29 protein-coding genes are annotated in these 21,666 nt (G+C 27.6%); 1 reads left to right on the top strand and 28 read right to left on the bottom strand.

Annotated elements, in window-relative coordinates; translation table 11 throughout:
* Positions 1 to 6 precede the first annotated feature (6 nt).
* The 21 genes from ACWW38_RS17080 to dapF all read right to left on the bottom strand — a co-directional run bounded on the left by ACWW38_RS17080 (position 7) and on the right by dapF (position 14,526).
* Positions 7 to 519, bottom strand: a complete 513-nt coding sequence (locus ACWW38_RS17080) for a SpoIIIAH-like family protein (RefSeq protein WP_456258728.1) — start codon at positions 517 to 519, stop codon at positions 7 to 9.
* A 72-nt stretch (positions 520 to 591) separates the two neighbouring features.
* Complete coding sequence (gene spoIIIAG / locus ACWW38_RS17075; RefSeq protein WP_456258727.1) at positions 592 to 1,230, bottom strand: stage III sporulation protein AG; 639 nt, start codon at positions 1,228 to 1,230, stop codon at positions 592 to 594.
* A 38-nt stretch (positions 1,231 to 1,268) separates the two neighbouring features.
* On the bottom strand, positions 1,269 to 1,853 hold the full coding sequence (gene spoIIIAF / locus ACWW38_RS17070) for a stage III sporulation protein AF (protein ID WP_456258726.1): 585 nt from the start codon (positions 1,851 to 1,853) through the stop codon (positions 1,269 to 1,271).
* 14 nt (positions 1,854 to 1,867) lie between these two features.
* Positions 1,868 to 3,037 (bottom strand): stage III sporulation protein AE, encoded by a 1,170-nt coding sequence (spoIIIAE, locus tag ACWW38_RS17065; RefSeq protein ID WP_456258725.1) that lies wholly within the window; start codon positions 3,035 to 3,037, stop codon positions 1,868 to 1,870.
* Positions 3,038 to 3,059: 22 nt separating this feature from the next.
* Entirely contained in the window at positions 3,060 to 3,443 is a 384-nt protein-coding gene (spoIIIAD, locus tag ACWW38_RS17060) for a stage III sporulation protein AD (RefSeq protein ID WP_456258724.1), read from the bottom strand.
* A gap of 9 nt (positions 3,444 to 3,452) precedes the next feature.
* Entirely contained in the window at positions 3,453 to 3,650 is a 198-nt protein-coding gene (spoIIIAC, locus tag ACWW38_RS17055) for a stage III sporulation protein AC (RefSeq protein WP_456258723.1), read from the bottom strand.
* 19 nt (positions 3,651 to 3,669) lie between these two features.
* Positions 3,670 to 4,191, bottom strand: a complete 522-nt coding sequence (gene spoIIIAB / locus ACWW38_RS17050) for a stage III sporulation protein SpoIIIAB (protein ID WP_456258722.1) — start codon at positions 4,189 to 4,191, stop codon at positions 3,670 to 3,672.
* A gap of 1 nt (position 4,192) precedes the next feature.
* On the bottom strand, positions 4,193 to 5,116 hold the full coding sequence (spoIIIAA, locus tag ACWW38_RS17045; RefSeq protein WP_456258721.1) for a stage III sporulation protein AA: 924 nt from the start codon (positions 5,114 to 5,116) through the stop codon (positions 4,193 to 4,195).
* Positions 5,117 to 5,281: 165 nt separating this feature from the next.
* Positions 5,282 to 5,662, bottom strand: a complete 381-nt coding sequence (locus ACWW38_RS17040; RefSeq protein ID WP_456258720.1) for a CD1247 N-terminal domain-containing protein — start codon at positions 5,660 to 5,662, stop codon at positions 5,282 to 5,284.
* A gap of 30 nt (positions 5,663 to 5,692) precedes the next feature.
* Entirely contained in the window at positions 5,693 to 6,250 is a 558-nt protein-coding gene (gene efp, locus ACWW38_RS17035; RefSeq protein WP_456258719.1) for an elongation factor P, read from the bottom strand.
* Between the two features lie 470 nt (positions 6,251 to 6,720).
* Entirely contained in the window at positions 6,721 to 7,140 is a 420-nt protein-coding gene (locus tag ACWW38_RS17030; RefSeq protein WP_456258718.1) for a hypothetical protein, read from the bottom strand.
* The gene (locus ACWW38_RS17025) at positions 7,133 to 7,618 is read right to left on the bottom strand and encodes a hypothetical protein (protein ID WP_456258717.1); all 486 of its coding nucleotides are present in this window, start codon (positions 7,616 to 7,618) and stop codon (positions 7,133 to 7,135) included. Before ACWW38_RS17025 ends, ACWW38_RS17030 begins: the two co-directional genes overlap by 8 nt.
* Positions 7,619 to 7,624: 6 nt before the next feature.
* Complete coding sequence (locus ACWW38_RS17020; RefSeq protein ID WP_456258716.1) at positions 7,625 to 8,359, bottom strand: hypothetical protein; 735 nt, start codon at positions 8,357 to 8,359, stop codon at positions 7,625 to 7,627.
* A gap of 19 nt (positions 8,360 to 8,378) precedes the next feature.
* Complete coding sequence (locus tag ACWW38_RS17015) at positions 8,379 to 8,816, bottom strand: hypothetical protein (protein WP_456258715.1); 438 nt, start codon at positions 8,814 to 8,816, stop codon at positions 8,379 to 8,381.
* Positions 8,780 to 9,250, bottom strand: coding sequence for a type II secretion system protein (locus tag ACWW38_RS17010; protein ID WP_456258714.1), 471 nt, complete (start codon positions 9,248 to 9,250; stop codon positions 8,780 to 8,782). The genes ACWW38_RS17015 and ACWW38_RS17010 overlap by 37 nt, the downstream gene beginning before the upstream one ends.
* Before the next feature lies 1 nt (position 9,251).
* Positions 9,252 to 9,734, bottom strand: a complete 483-nt coding sequence (locus tag ACWW38_RS17005; protein ID WP_456258713.1) for a hypothetical protein — start codon at positions 9,732 to 9,734, stop codon at positions 9,252 to 9,254.
* Positions 9,718 to 10,167: a prepilin-type N-terminal cleavage/methylation domain-containing protein gene (locus ACWW38_RS17000; protein ID WP_456258712.1), complete on the bottom strand. Its 450-nt coding sequence runs from the start codon at positions 10,165 to 10,167 to the stop codon at positions 9,718 to 9,720. Before ACWW38_RS17000 ends, ACWW38_RS17005 begins: the two co-directional genes overlap by 17 nt.
* Before the next feature lie 72 nt (positions 10,168 to 10,239).
* The gene (locus tag ACWW38_RS16995) at positions 10,240 to 10,662 is read right to left on the bottom strand and encodes a type II secretion system protein (RefSeq protein WP_456258711.1); all 423 of its coding nucleotides are present in this window, start codon (positions 10,660 to 10,662) and stop codon (positions 10,240 to 10,242) included.
* A gap of 24 nt (positions 10,663 to 10,686) precedes the next feature.
* Positions 10,687 to 11,895 carry a type II secretion system F family protein gene (locus ACWW38_RS16990; RefSeq protein WP_456258710.1) on the bottom strand — a complete coding sequence of 403 codons (1,209 nt, stop codon included), beginning with the start codon at positions 11,893 to 11,895 and terminating at the stop codon, positions 10,687 to 10,689.
* Positions 11,882 to 13,549 (bottom strand): GspE/PulE family protein, encoded by a 1,668-nt coding sequence (locus tag ACWW38_RS16985; RefSeq protein WP_456258709.1) that lies wholly within the window; start codon positions 13,547 to 13,549, stop codon positions 11,882 to 11,884. Before ACWW38_RS16985 ends, ACWW38_RS16990 begins: the two co-directional genes overlap by 14 nt.
* A gap of 155 nt (positions 13,550 to 13,704) precedes the next feature.
* The gene (gene dapF / locus ACWW38_RS16980; protein WP_456258708.1) at positions 13,705 to 14,526 is read right to left on the bottom strand and encodes a diaminopimelate epimerase; all 822 of its coding nucleotides are present in this window, start codon (positions 14,524 to 14,526) and stop codon (positions 13,705 to 13,707) included.
* Positions 14,527 to 14,793: 267 nt separating this feature from the next.
* On the opposite strand from dapF, the gene ACWW38_RS16975 reads away from it, so the two are divergent.
* Positions 14,794 to 16,533 (top strand): Rqc2 family fibronectin-binding protein, encoded by a 1,740-nt coding sequence (locus ACWW38_RS16975; protein ID WP_456258707.1) that lies wholly within the window; start codon positions 14,794 to 14,796, stop codon positions 16,531 to 16,533.
* Positions 16,534 to 16,576: 43 nt separating this feature from the next.
* Here the strand turns inward: ACWW38_RS16975 and pyrR are convergent, their stop codons facing one another.
* The 7 genes from pyrR to ACWW38_RS16940 form a co-directional block, all read right to left on the bottom strand.
* Entirely contained in the window at positions 16,577 to 17,113 is a 537-nt protein-coding gene (gene pyrR, locus ACWW38_RS16970; RefSeq protein WP_456258706.1) for a bifunctional pyr operon transcriptional regulator/uracil phosphoribosyltransferase PyrR, read from the bottom strand.
* 181 nt (positions 17,114 to 17,294) lie between these two features.
* A complete protein-coding gene (locus ACWW38_RS16965) occupies positions 17,295 to 18,203 on the bottom strand; it encodes an RluA family pseudouridine synthase (protein WP_456258705.1) in 909 nt (302 codons plus the stop codon).
* Positions 18,203 to 18,649 carry a signal peptidase II gene (gene lspA / locus ACWW38_RS16960; RefSeq protein ID WP_456258704.1) on the bottom strand — a complete coding sequence of 149 codons (447 nt, stop codon included), beginning with the start codon at positions 18,647 to 18,649 and terminating at the stop codon, positions 18,203 to 18,205. The genes ACWW38_RS16965 and lspA overlap by 1 nt, the downstream gene beginning before the upstream one ends.
* 56 nt (positions 18,650 to 18,705) lie before the next feature.
* Positions 18,706 to 19,323 carry a TraR/DksA C4-type zinc finger protein gene (locus ACWW38_RS16955; RefSeq protein ID WP_456258703.1) on the bottom strand — a complete coding sequence of 206 codons (618 nt, stop codon included), beginning with the start codon at positions 19,321 to 19,323 and terminating at the stop codon, positions 18,706 to 18,708.
* Positions 19,324 to 19,428: 105 nt separating this feature from the next.
* Positions 19,429 to 20,232 carry a 3-deoxy-7-phosphoheptulonate synthase gene (aroF, locus tag ACWW38_RS16950; RefSeq protein WP_456258702.1) on the bottom strand — a complete coding sequence of 268 codons (804 nt, stop codon included), beginning with the start codon at positions 20,230 to 20,232 and terminating at the stop codon, positions 19,429 to 19,431.
* A gap of 11 nt (positions 20,233 to 20,243) precedes the next feature.
* Positions 20,244 to 20,936: a 5'-methylthioadenosine/adenosylhomocysteine nucleosidase gene (locus ACWW38_RS16945; RefSeq protein WP_456258701.1), complete on the bottom strand. Its 693-nt coding sequence runs from the start codon at positions 20,934 to 20,936 to the stop codon at positions 20,244 to 20,246.
* A gap of 116 nt (positions 20,937 to 21,052) precedes the next feature.
* Positions 21,053 to 21,655 carry a DivIVA domain-containing protein gene (locus tag ACWW38_RS16940; protein WP_456258700.1) on the bottom strand — a complete coding sequence of 201 codons (603 nt, stop codon included), beginning with the start codon at positions 21,653 to 21,655 and terminating at the stop codon, positions 21,053 to 21,055.
* Positions 21,656 to 21,666: the final 11 nt, after the last annotated feature.

Below are 21,666 nucleotides of genomic sequence, written 5' to 3'. Positions count from 1 at the left end.
ACATATTTATTGCTTTAATTGAATTTCTACATCTTTAATATGTGTAACATCCATAACTACATCTTGAATTTGTTTTTGCTGTGCATCAGTTAATTTTTGTGAAGATTTTACTATAATTGTAACTTTACTATCTTGAACATAACATAGTACATCTTCATAACCTTTGCTTTTTAATAGTGTTTCAATTTGGGATTGATTGCTTGTCGCTAATGCTAAGTTAGTATATTTCTTAGAAAGTTCAGCCCTTTCTTCTTTAGATGTATGTTCATCATCAATTAATGCTTTTAAATTTTGTAATGCTTGTGATGCATTGTTGTCTCTTATAATTTGATTTTCTTGAAAGAAATTGCTTCCTGTATTTTTTTTAGTTGAATCGTTAAATGATATAGTACTCTTTCCATTTGGCATATCATTTCCTGCTACATAATCTAAGTCAGCGTTAAGCTTGGTTGCTAATATTCCAGCACATACTATAAGTGCCAACAACACAACAATAATAACCCCTTGTTTCTTATTCATTTAAATACCTCCCATATAATCTTTATTTTAACCTTTCTAGAAAATTTATATGCCCTTTATATACAATATATGTTATTTTTTCATAGGATAGACATTAACTTGACTTTCTTTTAAGTCAAATAAATTTAGTACAGCTTTTTGAATTTGTAATTTTATTAATCTATCCTCAGCACCTTCAGCTACAATGCAAATTCCTGTAACTTGTGGTTTGTATTTTTTAACTACAAAAGGCTTTGTCCCATTATCTGTCTGCATCATTACAATTGTTCTTCCATCATTCTTTTGTGTTATTTTCCTAGTTCCTCCATCTACATCTTTCTCCTCCGTAAGGCTTGTAGCATCATTTATGTTTATTGCTGGTATCTGCTCTTCACCCCCTTTAAAATAGACCATTACTTTGACATTTCCAACGCCCTGGATGTTTTCCAGAGTATCTTTCAGCTTTTTTTCTACCTCCGCTTCTTCATCTTTAGCTTCACTATTTTTTTCATCTTCTCCTTGAGATTTTTGTTGTGTTACTGCTCCTTTTCCTTTAGGTAAATTGTTATTGTTTATGTTAGAAGTACTTGTATCTTTAAATGTATTACTTAACATGGCCAACAATACTCCTATTAAAACTAGTATAAGTAAATTTGCTACATTTGCTTTTCCTTTCTTCTCTTTCGTTTTTTCCCTTATCTTTTCTAGTTTAAATAAACTTTTTAGGTCCATAAGTTCACTCCCCACTCTTAATGATATTCATTATAAATCTACATTTTATAAACTTTTATTTTATCTTTAGGTATATTTAGTACAGTATTTAAATATTCAGTAATTGATTTACTTTTGCTATCATCAATTAACTCTTTGCTACTAACCTCTTTGCTGTCTTTAATTTTTATCTTTTTAACTTTTCTAATATTGCCTTCATTTACCCCTACTCTAACTTCTGAAATAATAAATTTTTCTTTTTCAGGATCATAGCTTACTTGTGCAGAAACTTCATAGCTATCTCTTGGAAACTTCTCTTCTAGCTTATTAACACATAAATTTTCCAAGTTATCTGAAAATACTTCTACAGTGTTATTAATGCTACTATTTTTATACTTATCATAATCATCTTGAAATTGCTTTTCCTCAAAATATTTTGTTGCCTCATTCACATATCCATTTATATTAAAATTTTTATCAAATATCTTTATTATTGGGTTTAATACTACTGTAATCAGTATTAAACCTAGCACAAATTTACTATATTTTTTCATAGAATTATTGGGCATTATCATCTCCACAGCAGTTATAAAAAATATTGCAGTACAAATGCTCATAACCCAATCTTTAAGACCTGATATCATACTACTCCTCCTTCTTAAGTGCCTAGAATACTTCTACCAGCTGCTGCAACTATAGATATCATTATAAAAAACATTACAGAAACACTGATAACACTAGCCATAATTAGAATTAAGGAGTCACCTGCGGAGCTTATACATTTCACTAATCTACTGTCACTAATAGGTTCAATTAATGCTGCAGTTAATTTATAAATAAAAGCCATTATTAGCATCTTAATTAGTGGAAGAATTATTATGATAACTAATATAATTAATCCAATACTACTTAGAGCATTTTTTAGTAACAATGAATATCCTGCCACTGTTGAAATTGCATCTGAAAGACTTTTACCCACGATAGGTATAAAACTATCTACTGCGAATTTCATAGTTTTCTCTGTTACAGCATCTATTGTAGCCGTAGTCATACTCCTTATGGTAACTATGCCTATAAATATTGTCATTATAGTTCCCTGAACCCAAAGTATAGTCTTATTTAAAAGCTTTGCTAATTTGTCCACTTTGTATTCTTCTGATATATTGTTTACAAACTGTATGACAAAAGAAATACTAACTAATGGTATAATAAGGTCTGCAAAAATCCTAGCACTTATATTAGTAACTCCTATTATCAAAGGATCCATGAAAGCGGCCTGAGTAAATCCTCCAACTGTAGCTAAAAGCATTAATAACACTGGCATTAATGCAGCCATAAAATCAGTCATATTTTTAATGGTATCTCTTGCCGTTGAAACTCCTATATAAAATGTCCTTGAGATAAGTATTATAAGCATGGCGTAACAAGCAAAATAAGCTATATTAGATAAATTTCCATTACTAAAAGCATTTTCTAGATTACTTATAAGAGCACAAATTATGCAGATGATTATTATCATAGACATAAGTTTTCCGCAGGCTACTACTTCTCGAAATCCATATATTAATAGTGCATTAAATACTTTTTTTGTTGAAAATTTACCATCTCCGCTTTTTATATATTGTTTAACATATGTCTGCACATCTACATCATTTAATATTTCATATTTGGTTTTCATATTTGTTATGTAATCATACAGCTCTTCTACTTGCATTGTTTGTTCTTTATCAATAACAGGACCAGAGTCTTTAACAGGATCAGATGTATAAGCTTGTACATTGAGGGGGATTAGTAAGAACATTAGCAAAATAATTATTAACTTTTTCATATTTATTACTCCTATATCCCATTTACATAATCTTTAATATTGATTGCAATACTGCCATAAGAATAGGAATCGCTAGCACCAGTATTAATATTTTACCGGCAAACTCAACTTTGGAAGCTAAATTTCCTTGACCAGCATCTTTACATATTTCACTACAAAAGGACGCTAAGTATGCAATACCTAATATTTTAAAAACAATATTTAAATAGATAAAATCTATATTAGCTTTTAAAGCCAATTCCTGTAACAGCTGTAGTATTGAAGTGATCTTATCTAGCATGAACAAGAATATAGCTATTCCTGCCGCTATACTTATATGTAAAGCTAAATCATTTCTTTGATCTTTAACTGCAAGTATTATAAATAGTGCAATAAAAGCAAATGCAACAACTTTTACTATTTCCATATTTGCCTCCTAAAATTGGAACATAGTTTTTACGGTGCTAAACAACTTATTTATAAGATTGATTACCATCATTAATACAATGACTATTCCAGCTAAATTAGCTATTACTGCATAATCCTTTTTACCTGTAGTTTCTAAAATCTTATCTAAAATTATTATTAATATACTAACAGCTGCTATCTTAAAAATTAAACTTACATCTAACATATTTCTTACCTCCTATTAATCATAAAATCATGATGACAACTATAGCTCCAAAGGAAAAACCTAAGTATCTATACATCTTTATATTTTTTCTCATTGTTTCTTCAGCATTATCTAGCTGACTTTTTATATTGTTTAATGTTAAAGCTATTATATTTTTTTGACCTTCAATATCCGATTCCCCTAAAGTTTTTGACAAATCCATTAGTATATCAATATCAAACTGCTTAAGACTTAAAAAACTCTTATTCGATTTAAACGCTTCTTTAAATCCTTCATACACACTATCAACTTTATTTTCATATAATAAATTGGAGACTTCTAAAAATAATTTATTTATTGGTTTACTACACTTATAAGAAACATTTAAAAAAACCTCCGGTAACGCTGAATGTGTATATACTATTTCACTCTGTAATTGATATAGTGCTTGTTCAACTTCTTTTAGTTGAAAAAACCTTCTTTTTAAGTTTTCCCCGTAAGAGAAGCCTATTAATGAAGAACCTATCAAAACTAAAATACAGCCTATAACCTTTAAATACACACTATCTCCTCCAAAGTTTATCTTTCTTTTTAAAATCATATATATATTCTACTGTTCCTGCTTCCCTTATGCCGCTCAATACTATAGCTCTTTCAAACACTTTATTCTCCAATATGTCTTTAAATACTTGCCTTTTATATAAGTCATCAATATCAAATCCATGAATAGTTGTAATCAACTTAACTCCTGAGTTCATTGCCATAAGTATACTTTCAACATCTTTATGGGTTCCAATCTCATCACAAATAATAACATCTGGTGCCATACTTCTTATGGCCATCATTATGCCTTCACTTTTATAACAATTGTCTAAAATATCAGATCTTATCCCAATATTCATTTGCGGTATACCATTGTAACACCCTCCTATTTCACTTCTCTCGTCAATTATACAAACCTTCATACCTTGAAAATTTATTCCTTCAATTTTCGTTCCATCAGATAAATTTCTGCTAATATCTCTTATTAGTGTTGTCTTTCCACACTTAGGTGGAGATATTATTATTGTGTTCAATACCTTATTATTTTCAATAATATATGGCATTATCTTATTAGAACATCCTATAACTTCTCTGCAAATTCTTATATTTAAAGAAGCTATATTCTTTATTGTTTTTACCTTATTGTCTTCCATGACACAAGATCCACATATTCCCACCCTATGTCCACCTTTTATAGTTATATAGCCTTGTTTAATTTCTTCTTCAAAAGCGTAAATAGAGTAGTTGCTTATTCTCTGTAGAATGCTTTTAATATCTTCTTTTGTTACAACATAACTAGATATAAACTCCCTATTCCCTGTATAAAAAACTAGCGGTTTGTTAGATTTTATTCTTATCTCTTGTAACTTTTCAAATTCCTTAATTTTTTCTAAGGGTGCTCTTATAGTATCTGGTAAAATATAAAACACATCTTTCGTATTCATGACTTTTCATCCTCCTTTCTTATTAAATTTTTATTTACACTATAGTTTATTTATTCCAAATATATTAAAAAAAATAAAAATAAGAATATCTCTTTTATTGAAACACTCTTATTTTTATATATAAAAAAGCATGCAGGCACATTGCCTACATGCTGATTATTAATTCTAATTAGATTTTAATTTTATGGTATTACGACAATTAGGACATATAAGTTCATTTTCATTGTTCATTAAGCTTTTTTCTATTGCTAGTATTGCATTACACTCATTACATTGTATATCAATGTAATCGTAGCTACTAAATTCCTCATCGTCTTCTTCGAATCCATAAAGTTCATCTTCTATATTACCTAAATTCTCATCTAAAATAGTTACATATTCACTAATCTCAGATTGATTTTTTTCCATTTTCTCTACTTTTTCTGTGATTTCATATACTATATTACTTAATTCAAGCAATATTTCTTTTTCTTTTGAATCATTTGGCATGTTTAAGTCATTTATAACTTTTTTTAATGAAGTTATTTTTGACATAAGAGAACTCATTTTAACACTCCCTCTAGGGTAGTTATAATACTATACTCTTTCCATATAAGCGCCAGTTCTAGTATCTACTCTTATTGTTTCACCTTCATTTACAAATAGTGGAACTTGAACTATTGCACCTGTTTCTAATTTTGCTGGTTTCATTGCATTTGTTGCAGTGTTACCTTTAACACCTGGTTCGCATTCAATTATTTGTAGTTCTACAAAGTTAGGTGCTTCAACTGAGAAAGCTGCTCCTTTATAGAATTTAATTATAGCAAACATGTTTTCCTTTAAGAATTTGATTGCTTCTTCTACTTGTTCAAGGTTTAGTGGTATTTGTTCAAAAGTTTCTTGATCCATGAAATAGTATAATTCACCATCACTGTATAAGTATTGCATTTCTTTTCTTTCAATAACTGCTTCTTGAAGCTTAGCTGTTGGGTTAAAAGTAGTATCTGTAACTCCACCACTTATTACGTTTCTAAGTTTTGTTCTTACGAAAGCTGCTCCTTTACCTGGCTTAACATGTAAGAAATCAATTACAGTGAAAACTTGTCCATCTAGTTCAAAAGTAGTTCCTTTTCTTAAATCTCCAGCTGAAATCATTATGTATCCCTCCACAAAATCTATTATAGTTTTATTATAACCCTAAAATCCGCATTAATACCAGCCTTATATTAATAAAGAAATTATATTTAAATAATTATTTTATTAAACTATAGGCTTTAAAGCTACAATTTGTTTTAAACTAATTACTCTTTAAGACTTGGCTTAATTGCTTTTAGAGCTTTTTCCATTAATTTAAACATAAATAAAAGCTTCATCAGTTGTAGAAGCAATTTATTCATTAATATTTCACTCTTTTTTGCTCTAACCAATGATATTTTATCAAAACTTGCGAATATTTGCAAATACATTTATTTTATCTGATGACTACAATCCGTAATACTCCCACTTCTAAAGTGGGAGATAACGGCTTCTACGTCCCTAGATAAGGGCTTCTAAGCTTCAGGTGGAGAAAAAAACTCCACCTGAAGCCAAGAATCCTCTTTATGTATAGATATTATATATAAAAATCACTTGTCAACGTAAAAGTTTATACCTAAGTCACATATAAATATATTATCTTTTTCATTTTTAAATTGCATACTATCTATACTATAAAAATTTTGTTCTTCTTTAATATTTTCTATAAATTTATTGAACTTATCTCTATCACCCTTAAACTCTAAATCAATATGAAATAGCTTTTCGTCTTTGTAGTTGCTATCGATCTTTTTTATTTTTAAGTAATTTTGGTTCTCTAAATATTTTAAAACATTAGAATAGTTTATACCCTTAGGTTTCCTATCTAATATTTGAACTGAACTTAGTTTTTCTAATTTTTCTCTTTTTATTATAATATCCTCTTTACTAAAATAATTAATTATAACCGAAATTATAATTAATCCAAACATTACGCTCAACAAAAATATGTACTTAATATTCTTATTCATTGCTTTTAACCTCAATAATCATTTTAATCTTAACTTTATTGTCTTCTATATTCTCCATATCTATATCTTTAACTTTGCAATCTTTATTGTTTTCAATATTGCCTACAAAGCTAATAGCTTTATATAAATCTATAGGTTCGCTTTCAATAGAAACCTTAGTCTCCTCTATAGTTATAGAGTGAAATTTACAATCACCGTTTTCTGATGTTATATTTTTTGATACATTTTTATATGTACTTATAGTTTTAACTTTTTCCTTATCTCGTGTCTGTGTTTTCATTTTTTCACTATTAGTTTTTATGATAATTTTATTAATCTCATTGTCCAGCTTAGCAGCTTCAGCTTTATAAGTAAAAAATCTAGTTAAACAAATAATAACATTAAATATCATTATTACTAGATATAGTTTAAGCTTTATACTATTCCTTTTATCCATCTTATTTCTATACCACATTGGAAGAAAATTATAGCTATTCATGTAAAACTATCTCCTATTTATTATAAAATATTCCAAGATTCTCTCTTCATCTATTTGTCCTAAATTTATAAATTCAAAATTATCCCCAATCCTACTAATTTTATCAAAAGCTTCTCTATTAATATTACAATAATAAATTTTTTTAATAATATTGCTATATTCTGATACTTTGGAAATAATATAATTTAATCCATCAACTACTCTACTATATTCCATATCACTTATAATCTTATTAGCAATAATTTTATCATTTACTAATGCCACAATATAAAAATTTGAATTATGTTTAAACATAATCATATAGTTTTTTTCCATTATATATCTGCGAAAATAATCTATATAACAAATTTGAATTAAATTAATTTTTTTTAAATTAAAATTAACATTACAGTTTCTTAACCATTTTAACTTTTCACCATTAATACAAAATACTACAACCTCTATATCCTCCTTATTTTTATTGGATATAAAATACGTGTATATTATATCTTCTGCTTTTTTCCCATATGAATACAGTAATTGATTTTTTATAATTAGATTCAGATTTTTATCGTTTACTTTAGGAACCTTTAAATATTTCGTATATATCTCTTCGTTTTCTACTAATATAAAAACATTTTTATTCTTCAATTTTATTTTAATTTTTTCTATATCGCTAGTGACGCTATCTTTTTTTATTATTCTATTTAGTATTAAACATTTAGTATCATATTCTGAGACTTTTAGCATTAAATCTTTCATAAGCATCTCATCCTTTTACCTATCTTTTAATTTTTTCTATATTAAATATAATTTTATTTGTATTTGGATCTACACTATAGTTATAATACTCTACTCTCGAAATCTCTGTTTCAGGGAAAATATGAATTATAATATTTCTATTTTCCTTATCATATTCTAGGTAACAACTGTTATAATATACTTTATCCATATCTTTTAAAATATTGTGTATGTTTTCAATAGTCAATACCGCAGCATCATTAACATCAGTTATATATTTATTTATATTATTAAATAAATATATCCTATATTTTTCATACTCATTTTGTGCTAACTGCAAGTTAATTGAACTGTTATTATATCTCTTTTTCATAATCTCAAGTCTAAAAGAAAACATTAACATAACAAATACTATAAAAACTATAATTAATGTGTATAATTCTATAAATCCTTTTTTATATTTCTTGTTCCAAAACATCTTTCAAATTTTTCTCCATGCATTGTATATACAGAAACATATACAAGATTTTCATTATTTTTTACCAAAAAATTTTTGATATCTTCAACAACTGTATCTGTAGTGGTTGTGTTACCTTTTAACTTATAATAAGAATTTACTACTTTAAAAGATCCATTAGATTTTTTGATACTTTTTATAGTGTTTCTATCTCCATTATTTTTTTCAATTATTAATTTATCTACTCCTACTTTTATTAACTTATTATTTACGTCGCAAAATTCACTTTCAATAAACCTTAAAGCCTCTCTTGCATAGCTCTCTTCTCTAACTAAAGTTATAGTATTTTTATACTTCCATACATTATGAGAAAGTAGCTGTACTCCAATTAGTGATAATATACTTAAAATGGCCAAAGTAAGGACTAATTCTATTAGAGTAAAACCTCTTTTCACTTTAATATTCTCCCTTATATAATGTTGTTCTAATAATCTTATTAGACTGGATTCCATTTATGAAAAAAGTCAGATTTATCTTAATTATCTCTTCTTCATCACTATTAGCTGTAATTTCTAAGTAGGTTTCTTTATTATTTTCAAACTTATCTAACATCTCTCTTAAGCCCTTAGTATTTAATGAATCTAAGTCTAAATTATTACCGTTTATAAACAACTTATCTTCACTAATATAATTACTATTATTTAAAGGTAAACAATTAACGAATAATTCTTTTATTTCCTCATATGTGTAGTTATATGTAATTTCATTTCTCAAAGCTTCCATAAACACAACACTTTTGTTCATTTCCGTATTATACTTCTTTAGCTTTATTTCTCTTACTTTAAAACTTGTAATATAAGTTATTGCAATCATAAGTATAGCTAAACTACAAATAACATTTATAAACCCTATCCCTCTACTTTTATTTAATCTGAACATATCTTGTACCTACTCTTATTGTTATAGTGTTCATATTATTCTTTGAATCTATATAATTTATAGTACATGCTTTAATTACCATTCCTAAGTTATCTATTTCAATTTTCCTTTGAAACACTTCAGGGCTTACAAATTCAAAACCTTTTGGTAACTTATACTCATCTACTTTGCTATTATTACAAAAAAACTTAATTGTTTTATTGTCTTCTTTAAACAATAAATATCCACTTCTATTATGTTCTTTGCAATATAAAGCTGAATTGCCTATAATTTGTAACATATAGTTGTTAAAAAAATCTACACTTGCATTGTTTATAAAACTTTTATTTACCTTAATTAAATTTATTGAACAAATGCTTATTATAGAAAATATTATACTTAACGAAATAACTAATTCTATTAAAGTAATTCCCCTATGATTTTTGTACTTCATAAATAGGCTTATACCTTTCAAAACATTTTATTTTATTCTAATAACATTTCATCACTATGCTTTTAGGCTAAGTTATTCAATAGTAGATGCCTGCTTACTATTAGCAGGAGGATATATTTGTTTATCAGAACTGTCTTTTATAATAAATCCATTATCAAGTTCATTAAAATTAACTGAATATTGCTTATTGTCAACTTTATAACCTATGCTTATGTTGTTTGCTTTACTATCTACTTCTAATTCATCTATACCAAGTAAATCCTTCGTAGCTTTCAAGATTCCATCTTTACTAAATTCTCCATTTCCTTCTGTATAACTTTCTACTGCTGCTAAATATATTTGTCTTCCAGTATCTATAACTTTTAAGCTTTGTGCTTTGTTTCTATATCCATTAAATCTTGGTATCAATAAACTTGATATAACTAGTATTACGGCCATAACTACTATTAACTCTATTAAAGTAAATCCTTTACTTTTACCTATTTTACTTTTCAAACTTTTCCCTCCTATAAAATTTAGTTAAAATCCTAAGATTAAACCTATAGAATCCATAGAATCTATTATTGGCATTAAAATATTTACAATTAATGCTGTAACTATAATGGCTACTATTACAATCATTAACGGTTCTATAAAAGTTGATATCCTATCTACTGATTCATTTAAATTCTCTTCATAGATTTCTGATATTATACTTAACATTTCTTCTAAACTTCCTGTTTCCTCCCCTAAGGCTATTACAGATATAAACATAGTATGAAAAAGTTTACTGTTTTCTAAAGACTTTGATAGACTTTCTCCTTCTTTTATATTTAAAATAATACTCATTATTTTATCTTGAATATAAAGATCATCCGTGCTATTTTTGATAATTTCTATAGAATTAACAATTGGTATACCACTGCTTATAAGTAAATTTAGACTATTTGAAAATTTAATTTCATATATTTCCTTAAAAAATTCTTTAATCACTGGAACTTTATATTTAAAATTGTCTAATAATTTTCTATGAAATCCTCTATATATGATAAAAAATAAAATAAGTATTATACACAAAACAAAAATTTTAAATTTTACAGAAGAAATAAAATTACTGGCATTTAACAGTCTTTTCACACTACTAGGTAATTCTGAACTAGGTTCACTAATTTCCATAATAAAGTTTGGTATTATACTTGTAATAACGAAAATTGAGAATATTATAGCTGTTATTAGAACTGTTATAGGATACATAGCTGCAGATTTTATTTTCTTATGAATTTTATATTGCCTCATGTAATACTTTGAAAGATTTCTAAATACGCCTTCTAAATTTCCACTTTCTTCGCCTACTGCTACCATCTCAATCATAAATTTAGGATATATGTTTTGAAATTTAATAATGCTATCATAGATACTTATTCCTTTTTCTACATCATTTTTTATTACATATAAACTATTTTTTAATGGTGGTTTAATTTTATTGTTGGTAATAATATTTAATCCTTCCGGCACACTCATTCCACATTTTAATACCTCGGAAAATTGCTTACAAAGTAATGATATATCCTTATAATTAACCTTGTATATAAAACTTCCTAATAACTGTGTTTTGCAAGGCTTATAATTCATCAAATATAAGCCCTTTTCACTTATTGTATATATAAGCTGACTTTCACTTTCCACTAAATATTTGCCTTTAACAATATTGCCTTTTAAATCTACAGCTTCATATTTATAAGCCTTCATAGTATACCCTCATCATTTCCTCTCCACTTGTAACCCCATCTATCACCAATTCTCTACAGCTATTACTTAGAGTAACCATACCCTTTTCAATACTATAACTTTTTAAATTAGCTGAAGAATTCTTGCTTTTCATAATTTCTCTATGAACATTATCTATGCCTAAAATCTCTAATACAGCTACTCTGCCTTTATATCCTGTTTTATTACAGTTTTTACATCCTTCTCCTCTATAAAGTCTATCTGAACTATTTAAGTGTAAAATGTTTATCTCATCTTCTGAAGGATAATATTCTTTTTTACAAAGTGGACATATTTTTCTGACTAACCTCTGAGCTATTACAGCTATTAAAGAATCTGCTACTAGGTAATTTGGTACATTCATATCAATTAATCTTAATATGGCACCAAAAGCATTGTTAGTGTGAATAGTTGATATAACTAAATGTCCAGTTATTGCTGCCTTTACTGCAATCTGTGCTGTTTCTTCATCTCTAATTTCACCCACCATTATAATATCTGGATCTTGCCGCAACATGCTTCTCAGTCCTTTAGCAAAAGTAAGCCCTGCTTTATTATTAACATTTATTTGATTTACCCCTTTGATAGCATACTCAACAGGATCTTCTATTGAAATTATATTCCTCTCAACAGAATTTAATTGGTTAATTATGGCGCAAGAAGTTGTAGTTTTGCCAGAACCTGTCGGACCAGCTACTAGTATAAGGCCATTTCTTAATCGCAGTATATTTTTTATTTCATTTCTTTGATTTTTATTTATTATTAGATTATCTAAATTTCTTTCTCTATTTAGTTTATATAAGATTCTTATTACTATTTTTTCTCCAAATAATGTAGGTATTGATGCTACTCTAAAATCCAAATCGTCATTTTTAGCTTGATATTCCATTTTCCCATCTTGGGGTATCAGCTTTTTAGATATATCCATACCAGATTTTATTTTTATCCTGGCACACACAGAAGGGTAAATTTTATTTGGAATTACCATCTCTTCTTTTAGTACACCATCAATTCTAAATCTTACTACTGCACCATCCTCAAATGGATCTAAATGGATATCACTGGCATTATCATTAATTGCTTGATTTACAATTGAATCAGTTAATTTTATTATTGGAGTATCATCAATAAAAATATCACTATTTGATTCTTTGTCAGGTTTTGTTTGTTTATTATCAATTTTTAAATTCTCTAGTGCTTCATTTGCCATTCGTTTATAATAGTAATTTTCAATTGCACATAGTATATTATCTTTTTTATCATAATAAGGCAGTATTTCTTTATTAGTAATAAATTTAATTTCTTCAATTACATCTGTATTTAATGGATTACTCATTGCTACATACAATAAATTTCTTTCAAGTTTAAATGGCATTAAGCAATGTTTTTTTACTGTTTCTTTTGGTAATATTCTTAAGATATCATCATCTATAATTACACTATCTAGATTAATATTTTCTATATTAAATCTTCTTTCTAAGATTTCACATAATTGTGGCTCACTTATAAGTCCATTATAGGTAAACATCTCTTCTAAGCTTTTCCCCAAATTATATTTATCTAAAATCACATTTTCACAATTATCTTTGCTGATTACTTTTTCATCAATTAGAATGTTTATCAATTTATTTAGCATACTTTCCACCATCAAATAACATATTTTATATTATTTTACATATAATATAATTATATTTTTGACATATTTCTTTTCTTTAATCAATTAAATAAAAAAATCTATTCAGTTGATTAAATTTTTTCAACTGAATAGATTCTATTAGTTATAAATATATATTATATAGTTATTTTCCCTTTAAAAATAGTAACTGCAGGCCCTGTCATAAATACACTATTATCAGATACTTCTATAAACATCTCTCCACCAGGCACTATTACTCTTACCTTTCTATTAGTAAATCCTAGTAAGTTTGCAGCAACAACAGAAGCACAGCTACCAGTACCACAAGCTAAAGTTGGACCAGCACCTCTTTCCCAAGTTTTAACCTTAATAGTATCTTCATTTACTACTTCGCAGAAATTTACATTTGTTCCATCTATAAATATTTCGCATTTTTCTATAGCTTTTCCTTCAGTTACATCTACATCATCAAGTTTACACATAATAGCTGTATGTGGAACTCCCATTAACATAGATGTTACAGAATACTCTTTATCATTGACATTAATCCTTTTATTTACTATTTTTTCTTGCACATTTATCTTAGCATCTTTAGGGTCAAGAGAGTAATTGCCCATATCAATTGTTATTCCAGAAACTTCTGAGTTATCTAGAGTTAGATGTGCTATTTTTATTCCATCTCCAGTTTCAATTTTTATAATATTACTCTTTACAATACTCTCATCATAAACATACTTTGCAAAACATCTTATTCCATTTCCACACATAGCTGCCTCGGAGCCATCTGCATTAACAATATCCATCTTAACATCTGTTGTATCGCTTTTTCTAACAAAAAGAACTCCATCTGCTCCTATTCCAAAACGTCTATCACATAGCTTCTTTGCTAATTCATTTTGGTTTCCTTTAAGTGCTTCATCAAAATCTTCTAAAATTACGAAATCATTTCCTGTACCTTGCATCTTAGTAAATTTCAAATTAATTCCCCCTAATTACAATAATCTTTTCCTAAAAGTGTTATAAATATATTACTTTAATTATATTACACAGTCAATATTATTGTCTAACCAATTATTTATTATCTGCCATTAGTGGTGTTACTAATTAAAGTTGATTATTTCTAATGTAACTAATATACTATAAAGTGAAACTTAGTTTAGATTGAGTTTTAATCTCTATCTAAACTTTAATTGTTTTATATATTAATTAAGGTTATTATCTATATCTTTAGAAAGGATGATAATATGGCACTAGACGGAATCTTTTTACACAGTATAATTCATGAATTGAAAAATACAATTGTTAACGGAAAGGTTGATAAAATAAATCAACCAGAGAAAGATGAAATAATTTTAAATATACGTCAAGGAAAATCAAACCATAGACTTCTAATTAGTTCAAGTTCTAATTATCCTAGGCTTCATCTTACTCAAGTAAATAAACCTAATCCAATTAAAGCTCCCATGTTCTGTATGGTTCTTAGAAAATACTTGAATAATGCTAAAATAATTGGTATTGATCAATTAAATTTTGATAGAATAGCAGTAATTCATTTTGAAAGTACAGATGAGTTAGGATTTGATAGCATATATTCACTTATAATAGAAATCATGGGCAGACACAGCAATGTAACTCTTATAAGACAAAGAGACGGCATAGTTATGGATAGTATAAAGCATATTACTCCAGAACTTAATAGTTATAGAAGTGTATTTCCTGGAATTAAATACATATATCCTCCTATATCTACAAAATTGAGTCCATTTGATTTCCATTATGAAGAGGTAAACAGCTACATTCTAAATAATAATATCAAATTTGATGATAGCTTTTTTTCAAATATATTTACTGGTGTAGGTAAAATACTATCAAAAGATATAGTTTTTAGAATACACAACTCCAATATTGCATTTGAATTAGAAAACCTAACTATTATATTAGATTATTTGAAGAAATACTTGTTAAAAGCTGAATTAAATCAATTTGAATACTATATTTATAAAAGCGAATCCAACTTAATAGATTTTTATTGTTTACCTTTAGATAGTATGGATAAGTATTCTAAACTTTCTTATTCTTCTTCATCAAAATTACTAGAAGATTTCTATTTTAAAAAAGATAAAATAGATAGATTAAAAGCTCAAAGTTCAGATCTTCAAAAAATTGTTTCTAATAATATAAATCGTTGTTTAAAAAAGTGCAAAATATTAAATGCAACAATTAAAGAATGTGAAGGAAAAGATAAATATAAGCTTTATGGAGAACTTCTAACTGCAAATATCTATACTCTGGAAAAAGGTATGAAAGCAGTTGAACTTTCAAACTATTATAGTGAAAATTACGATACAGTTAATGTATCATTAGATGAAAATAAAACTCCATCACAAAATATTCAAGCTTATTATAAAAAGTATAATAAACTAAAAAAATCAGAGGAAGCTGCCTATGAGCAAAATATTCAGAATGATGATGAACTAAATTACTTATACTCAGTTCTTACAAATATACAAAATGTTAATAGTTACACTGATATAGAAGAAATTAAAAAAGAACTCATAGATACTGGATATATTAAATTTAAAAAATCTTATAAAACAAATAAGTCCAAAACCTCAAAGCCTATGCATTTTATTTCTAGCGACGGGTTTCATATTTATGTAGGCAAAAATAATATTCAAAATGATTATCTTACATTAAAATTTTCAAATAAGAATGATATATGGCTTCATACAAAAAATATCCCTGGATCTCATGTCATTATAAAAAATAATGGCCAAATACCTGACACTACATTAGAAGAAGCTGCAAACTTAGCCGCATACTATAGTAAGTCTCAGAATTCTTCTAATGTTCCTGTGGATTACACAGAAGTTAAAAATGTTAAGAAGCCTAGTGGTTCAAAACCAGGGATGGTTATTTATTACACAAATCAAACTATCTACATTACACCTAAGGAATCTAATTTAAAATTACTAGAAGAATAATAAAAAATCTCGTTTAAAATTAAACGAGATTTTTTATTATTCTCTATATTTCATATATTTTAACTGAATCTTCATCGTCAATTTCAGAAACTTTAACCGCAATAAGTTCTTTTTTAGAAGTAGGTATGTTTTTTCCTACATAATCAGCTCTTATTGGTAATTCTCTATGCCCTCTATCTATAAGCACTGCTAATTGTACATTTGCAGGCCTGCCATGTTTAATTATGGCTTCCATTGCTGCCCTTGCTGTTCTACCAGTATATAAAACGTCATCTACCAAAATAATTTTATTATTTCTAACGTCAATATCTAAGCTATTATTATTTACTACAGGTTGTTCACTTAACTCTGTTAAATCATCTCTATAAAGTGTTATATCCACACTTCCTACTTTTACTGCAGTATCTTCAAATTCTTCTATTAATTTAGCAATTCTCTGTGCTATAGGAACACCTCTCCTTTGTATTCCTACTAATACAATATCATCAACGCCTTTATTCTTTTCAATAATCTCATGGGCTATTCTAGTTAATGTTCTTTTTATAGCTTTTTCATCTAAAAGTACGGATTTAAATTCCATCCTTTACCCTCCTTTATAAAACATTAAAAACTATGTAAATAAAAATCTTAGCCATAAAAAGGCTAAGGTATGCTATTAAGTACTACAATTATTCCATTTAGGAAATCTTTCATAATTAAAAATTTTCTCAAAACAATTAACATATATTAGGAATAGTAACATATTCCCTATATAAAGTCAATTATTCAGAGAGTTTACGAATAACTTCTTCATAATATTTAGGAATATCCGATTCAAACTCCATATATTCTTCAGTAGAAGGATGAATAAATCCTAATTTTTTAGCATGAAGCATTTGTCCTGCCACATTAAATTTTTGTTTTTTATATCCGTATACAGGATCCCCTACTAAAGGATGGCCTAAGTAAGCCATATGAACTCTAATTTGATGTGTTCTCCCGGTTTCTAATATACATTTAATTAGTGTATATTTTTCAAATCTTTTTAAAACTTCATAATGGGTAACAGCTCTCTTTCCACCTTCTACTATCCCCATTTTCAGCCTATCTTTAGGATTTCTTCCTAGTGGCTTGTCAACTACTCCCTTATCCTGCTTTATTACGCCTTCTACTAATGCTATATATTCTCGCTTCATAGAATGCTCTTTTAATTGTTCAGATAACTTATTATGTGATTTATCATTTTTAGCAATAACTAATACACCTGAAGTATCTTTATCAATTCTATGAACTATGCCTGGTCTAGCAACACCATTTATTCCTGATAAATCTTTACAATGATACAAAAGTGCATTTACAAGTGTCCCACTATAGTTTCCTGGTGCTGGATGAACTACTAATCCTTGAGGTTTATTAACCACTATAATATCATTATCTTCATATAGAATATCCAGTGGTATATCTTCAGGTTCTACCACTAATTCTTGAACTTCAGGAAGACTAACTGTAACTTTATCTCCTAATCTTAGCTTATAATTACTTTTCTTTATATTATCATTAACCACAATGTATTTTTCTTCTATAAGTTTTTGTATGTAAGATCTTGATTTGCCTTGAAAATCTTTTGCAACAAATACATCAAGTCGAGTATTTACAAATTCATTATCAACTATAATTTCTCTTTTATCCATCATTTACCTTCCCTCAACACACAAATCGCCAATAAAAACGTTCCTACAACTACTAACATATCTGCTACATTAAAAGTAGGAAAATAATATATATCTCTATAGTGCAACAAAATAAAATCCACTACATATTTATAAAAAACTCTATCATAAAGATTTCCTATAGCACCACTTATAATTAATGCGAAGCTTAACCTTAAAACCTTAGAATCCGGCTTATATTTAATTAAATAATATATCATTCCAATAACAACTAGCAGAGTTACTGCTGTTAGTAAAAACACTTTCCCTTGGAATATTCCAAAAGCTGCTCCCCTGTTTTCCAGATATTGAAAAGAAAAAAAGTTGTCTATTACTACAATATCATTTCCTGTTTTTAAACTTTTAAGGGCCCAAATTTTACTAATCCTATCTAAAGAAATACCTAAAAAAACCAATAAAATTTCCATGCTTTTCCCCCACCCCTTAATTTATTACAAGTACTAAACATCTATCTATATTTTTATTAATCTGGCAATTGACTTTTATACTGTGCATTACTTATCTTTTCTACTTCTTCAACTATACCTATATTATCATCCTCATAATCATCACCATAATCATAAATATTCTCCATAGTATTAAATCTATCTACACTTTGATAACTATCCTCAGCATCAAATTCTACAGCATCTGTAAAATCATTATTTCCATATCCAAAAGGTTTTTCTATAATATCTTCTTCTGGAGGATCATTGTTCCAATCACCTGGCATAGATTTTACCTGTTCATTTTTACAATCAATACAATATTGTGTATATGGTATAAACTCTAGCCTTTCTCTATTTATCTCCTTGCCGCAAGCTCTACACTTTCCATAGGTTCCATTATCTATGTCCTTTAAAGAATCATCTATTGAATTTAAAATCTCTATTTCATTTTTTTGTAATGCTGCACCTTTTTCTTTATCAAATATCTGTTGTGCAGTGTCTGCTGGATGATTATCATATAGTGATAGCTCTGATGATAACTCATTTCCTAATTCTATTCCTTCAAACTCTTTTATTTGCTGTATTAAATTTTCCACCCTCTGCTTTTCTTTCATAAGTTTATCTTTATAATACTGCATTTTAGCTTTATCCATAATAACAGCTCCTTTAAGTTAAATAGTAATTTGCTAAATAATTAGGCCTATTATTATTTTTTCTAAAGTAAAATATTTTATTACAATTATAATAAATAGTATTAATTAACTAAAATGTAGAGTAAAGTTCCTTATGTCCTCTATTATTTTTCCTACTTGTTCTATAGAAACAGTTTGCTGTGCATCTGACACTGCTTTATCTGGATCTAAATGACTTTCAATTTCTAATCCGTCGGCTCCAGCAGATATAGACGCCATAGACATTTTATAAACTAATTCTCTTAAACCGGTACCATGACTTGGATCAACTATTACAGGTAATCTATATCTTTCCTTTACTAATGCAACAGCATTTAAATCTAATGTATTTCTAGTAAAGGTTTCAAAGGTTCTTATACCTCTTTCACATAATACTACATTTAGGTTACCTTCAGACATTATATACTCAGCTGCATATAGCCATTCCTCTATAGTTGCACTTATACCCCTCTTTAATAATATAGGAAGTTTACTTTTACCAACCTCTTTTAACAAACTATAATTATACATATTCCTTGATCCTATTTGAATCATATCAATATACTCTTCACTTTTCTCTACATCTCTTGTGTCCATTATCTCAGAAACAATAGGTAGTCCAGTCTCACTTCCAACTTCCTTCAGTATTTTAAGACCTTCATTTTGAAGCCCTTGAAAGCTATAAGGGGAAGTTCTTGGTTTAAAAGCTCCCCCACGTAAAATATCTACACCTAATTTTTTTAATTCTTTTGCAATATGAACCATAGTTTCATAGTTTTCTACTGCACATGGCCCAGAAATTATAACTTTTTTAGCTCCACCAATAATCACATCTTTAACCTTAACTTTTATTATGTCTCCCTGGGACTTATTTACTATTAATTTATCCATTAATTAATCACCTACATTGATTGCAACATATTTCTTAGAATCTCAGTTGAATTTTCTATAGCAATTGGAATAAATTTTTCATAATCTATATGAGCTCCATTATTAGCATTATCCGAAATGGATCTTATTATAACAAAAGGAATTGAATTTAAATAACATACTTGTGCTATGCTTGCACCTTCCATTTCGCACGCAATAGCTCCGAATTCACTACTTAACCATTTAATCTTATCAATATTGGCTATAAATTGATCTCCAGATACAATTCTTCCTACAAAGCTCTTATATTTTGTAGCATTATCACATGCCTCTTTAGCAAGTTTCACCAACTCATTATCACATTTAAAGTCATATACTTCTAATCTTGGTATCTGTCCAAGTTTATCTCCAAATGCTGATGTATCCATATCGTGTTGTATTAAATTATCTGCCACAACTACATCTCCTGGTAAAATATCCTTTCCTATTCCTCCAGCTACTCCAACATTAATAACCTTATTGACTTTATAATCATCTATTAAAATTTGAGTACATACTGCAGCATTAACTTTCCCAATACCACTTCTAACTATAACTACGTCTTTTCCCCATAGTTTACCTATATTAAATTCCATGCTGGCTTTTTTTTCTTTTTTGTTTAATTGTATGTTTTTTAATAATATTTCTATTTCTTCATCCATAGCACCAATAATTCCAATAATCATTTTACGACCTCCGATTTTAAATAATATATGCTTATAATAGAATACAGTAATCCTTTTTTATTGTCAATTAGAGTACTTTTTTATAAAATAAAAAAGGCTCACAACTTAAGTGAGCCTTAGTTATCCTTAGCAAAAAAGCTTTTTATAGCATCTAATTCATCATTGTTAAATTCTTTATGTTCCTCTATTTTGTTTTTTACACTATTCTCAATTTCTTTTGGCTCTACATTTGATAACTCTGAAATTTTTCCCACATTATAGTCTTTCATGAATTCATTTTCTAACGTGTTAAAAGTGTCTAATTGAGAACTCATAAAATTCTTAAATTTAGCTCTAAATTTCAAAAATTCCTGTTTAATTGTTTCATATTCGTCATTAATTTTTATTACATCATTATGAGCCTTATCAATAATTTGTTTTGCTGATTCATTTGCCTGCCTGATTATTAGTTCTGACTCATTCTTAGCAGATTCTCTTGCTTGTTCTGCAGCATTTTGCGCTAAAACTAGAGTATTTTGAATTGTAGATTCTATTTTAGAATAATGCTTTAGTTTGTCTTCTAATAACTCTAATTTCTCTTTAAGTGATGAGTTTTCTCTATATAGAACTTCATAATCCTCGCCTATTTTATCTAAAAATTCATCAACTTCATCACAATCATATCCTCTAAGTGACTTTTTAAATTCTTTGTTATTAATGTCCATTGATGTAATTACCATGCTAATCACCC

The organism is Clostridium sp. JNZ J1-5 (genome assembly GCF_053901425.1).
The sequence above is the reverse complement of the archived record's forward strand: the minus strand, read 5'-3'. Positions and strand labels throughout refer to the sequence as shown.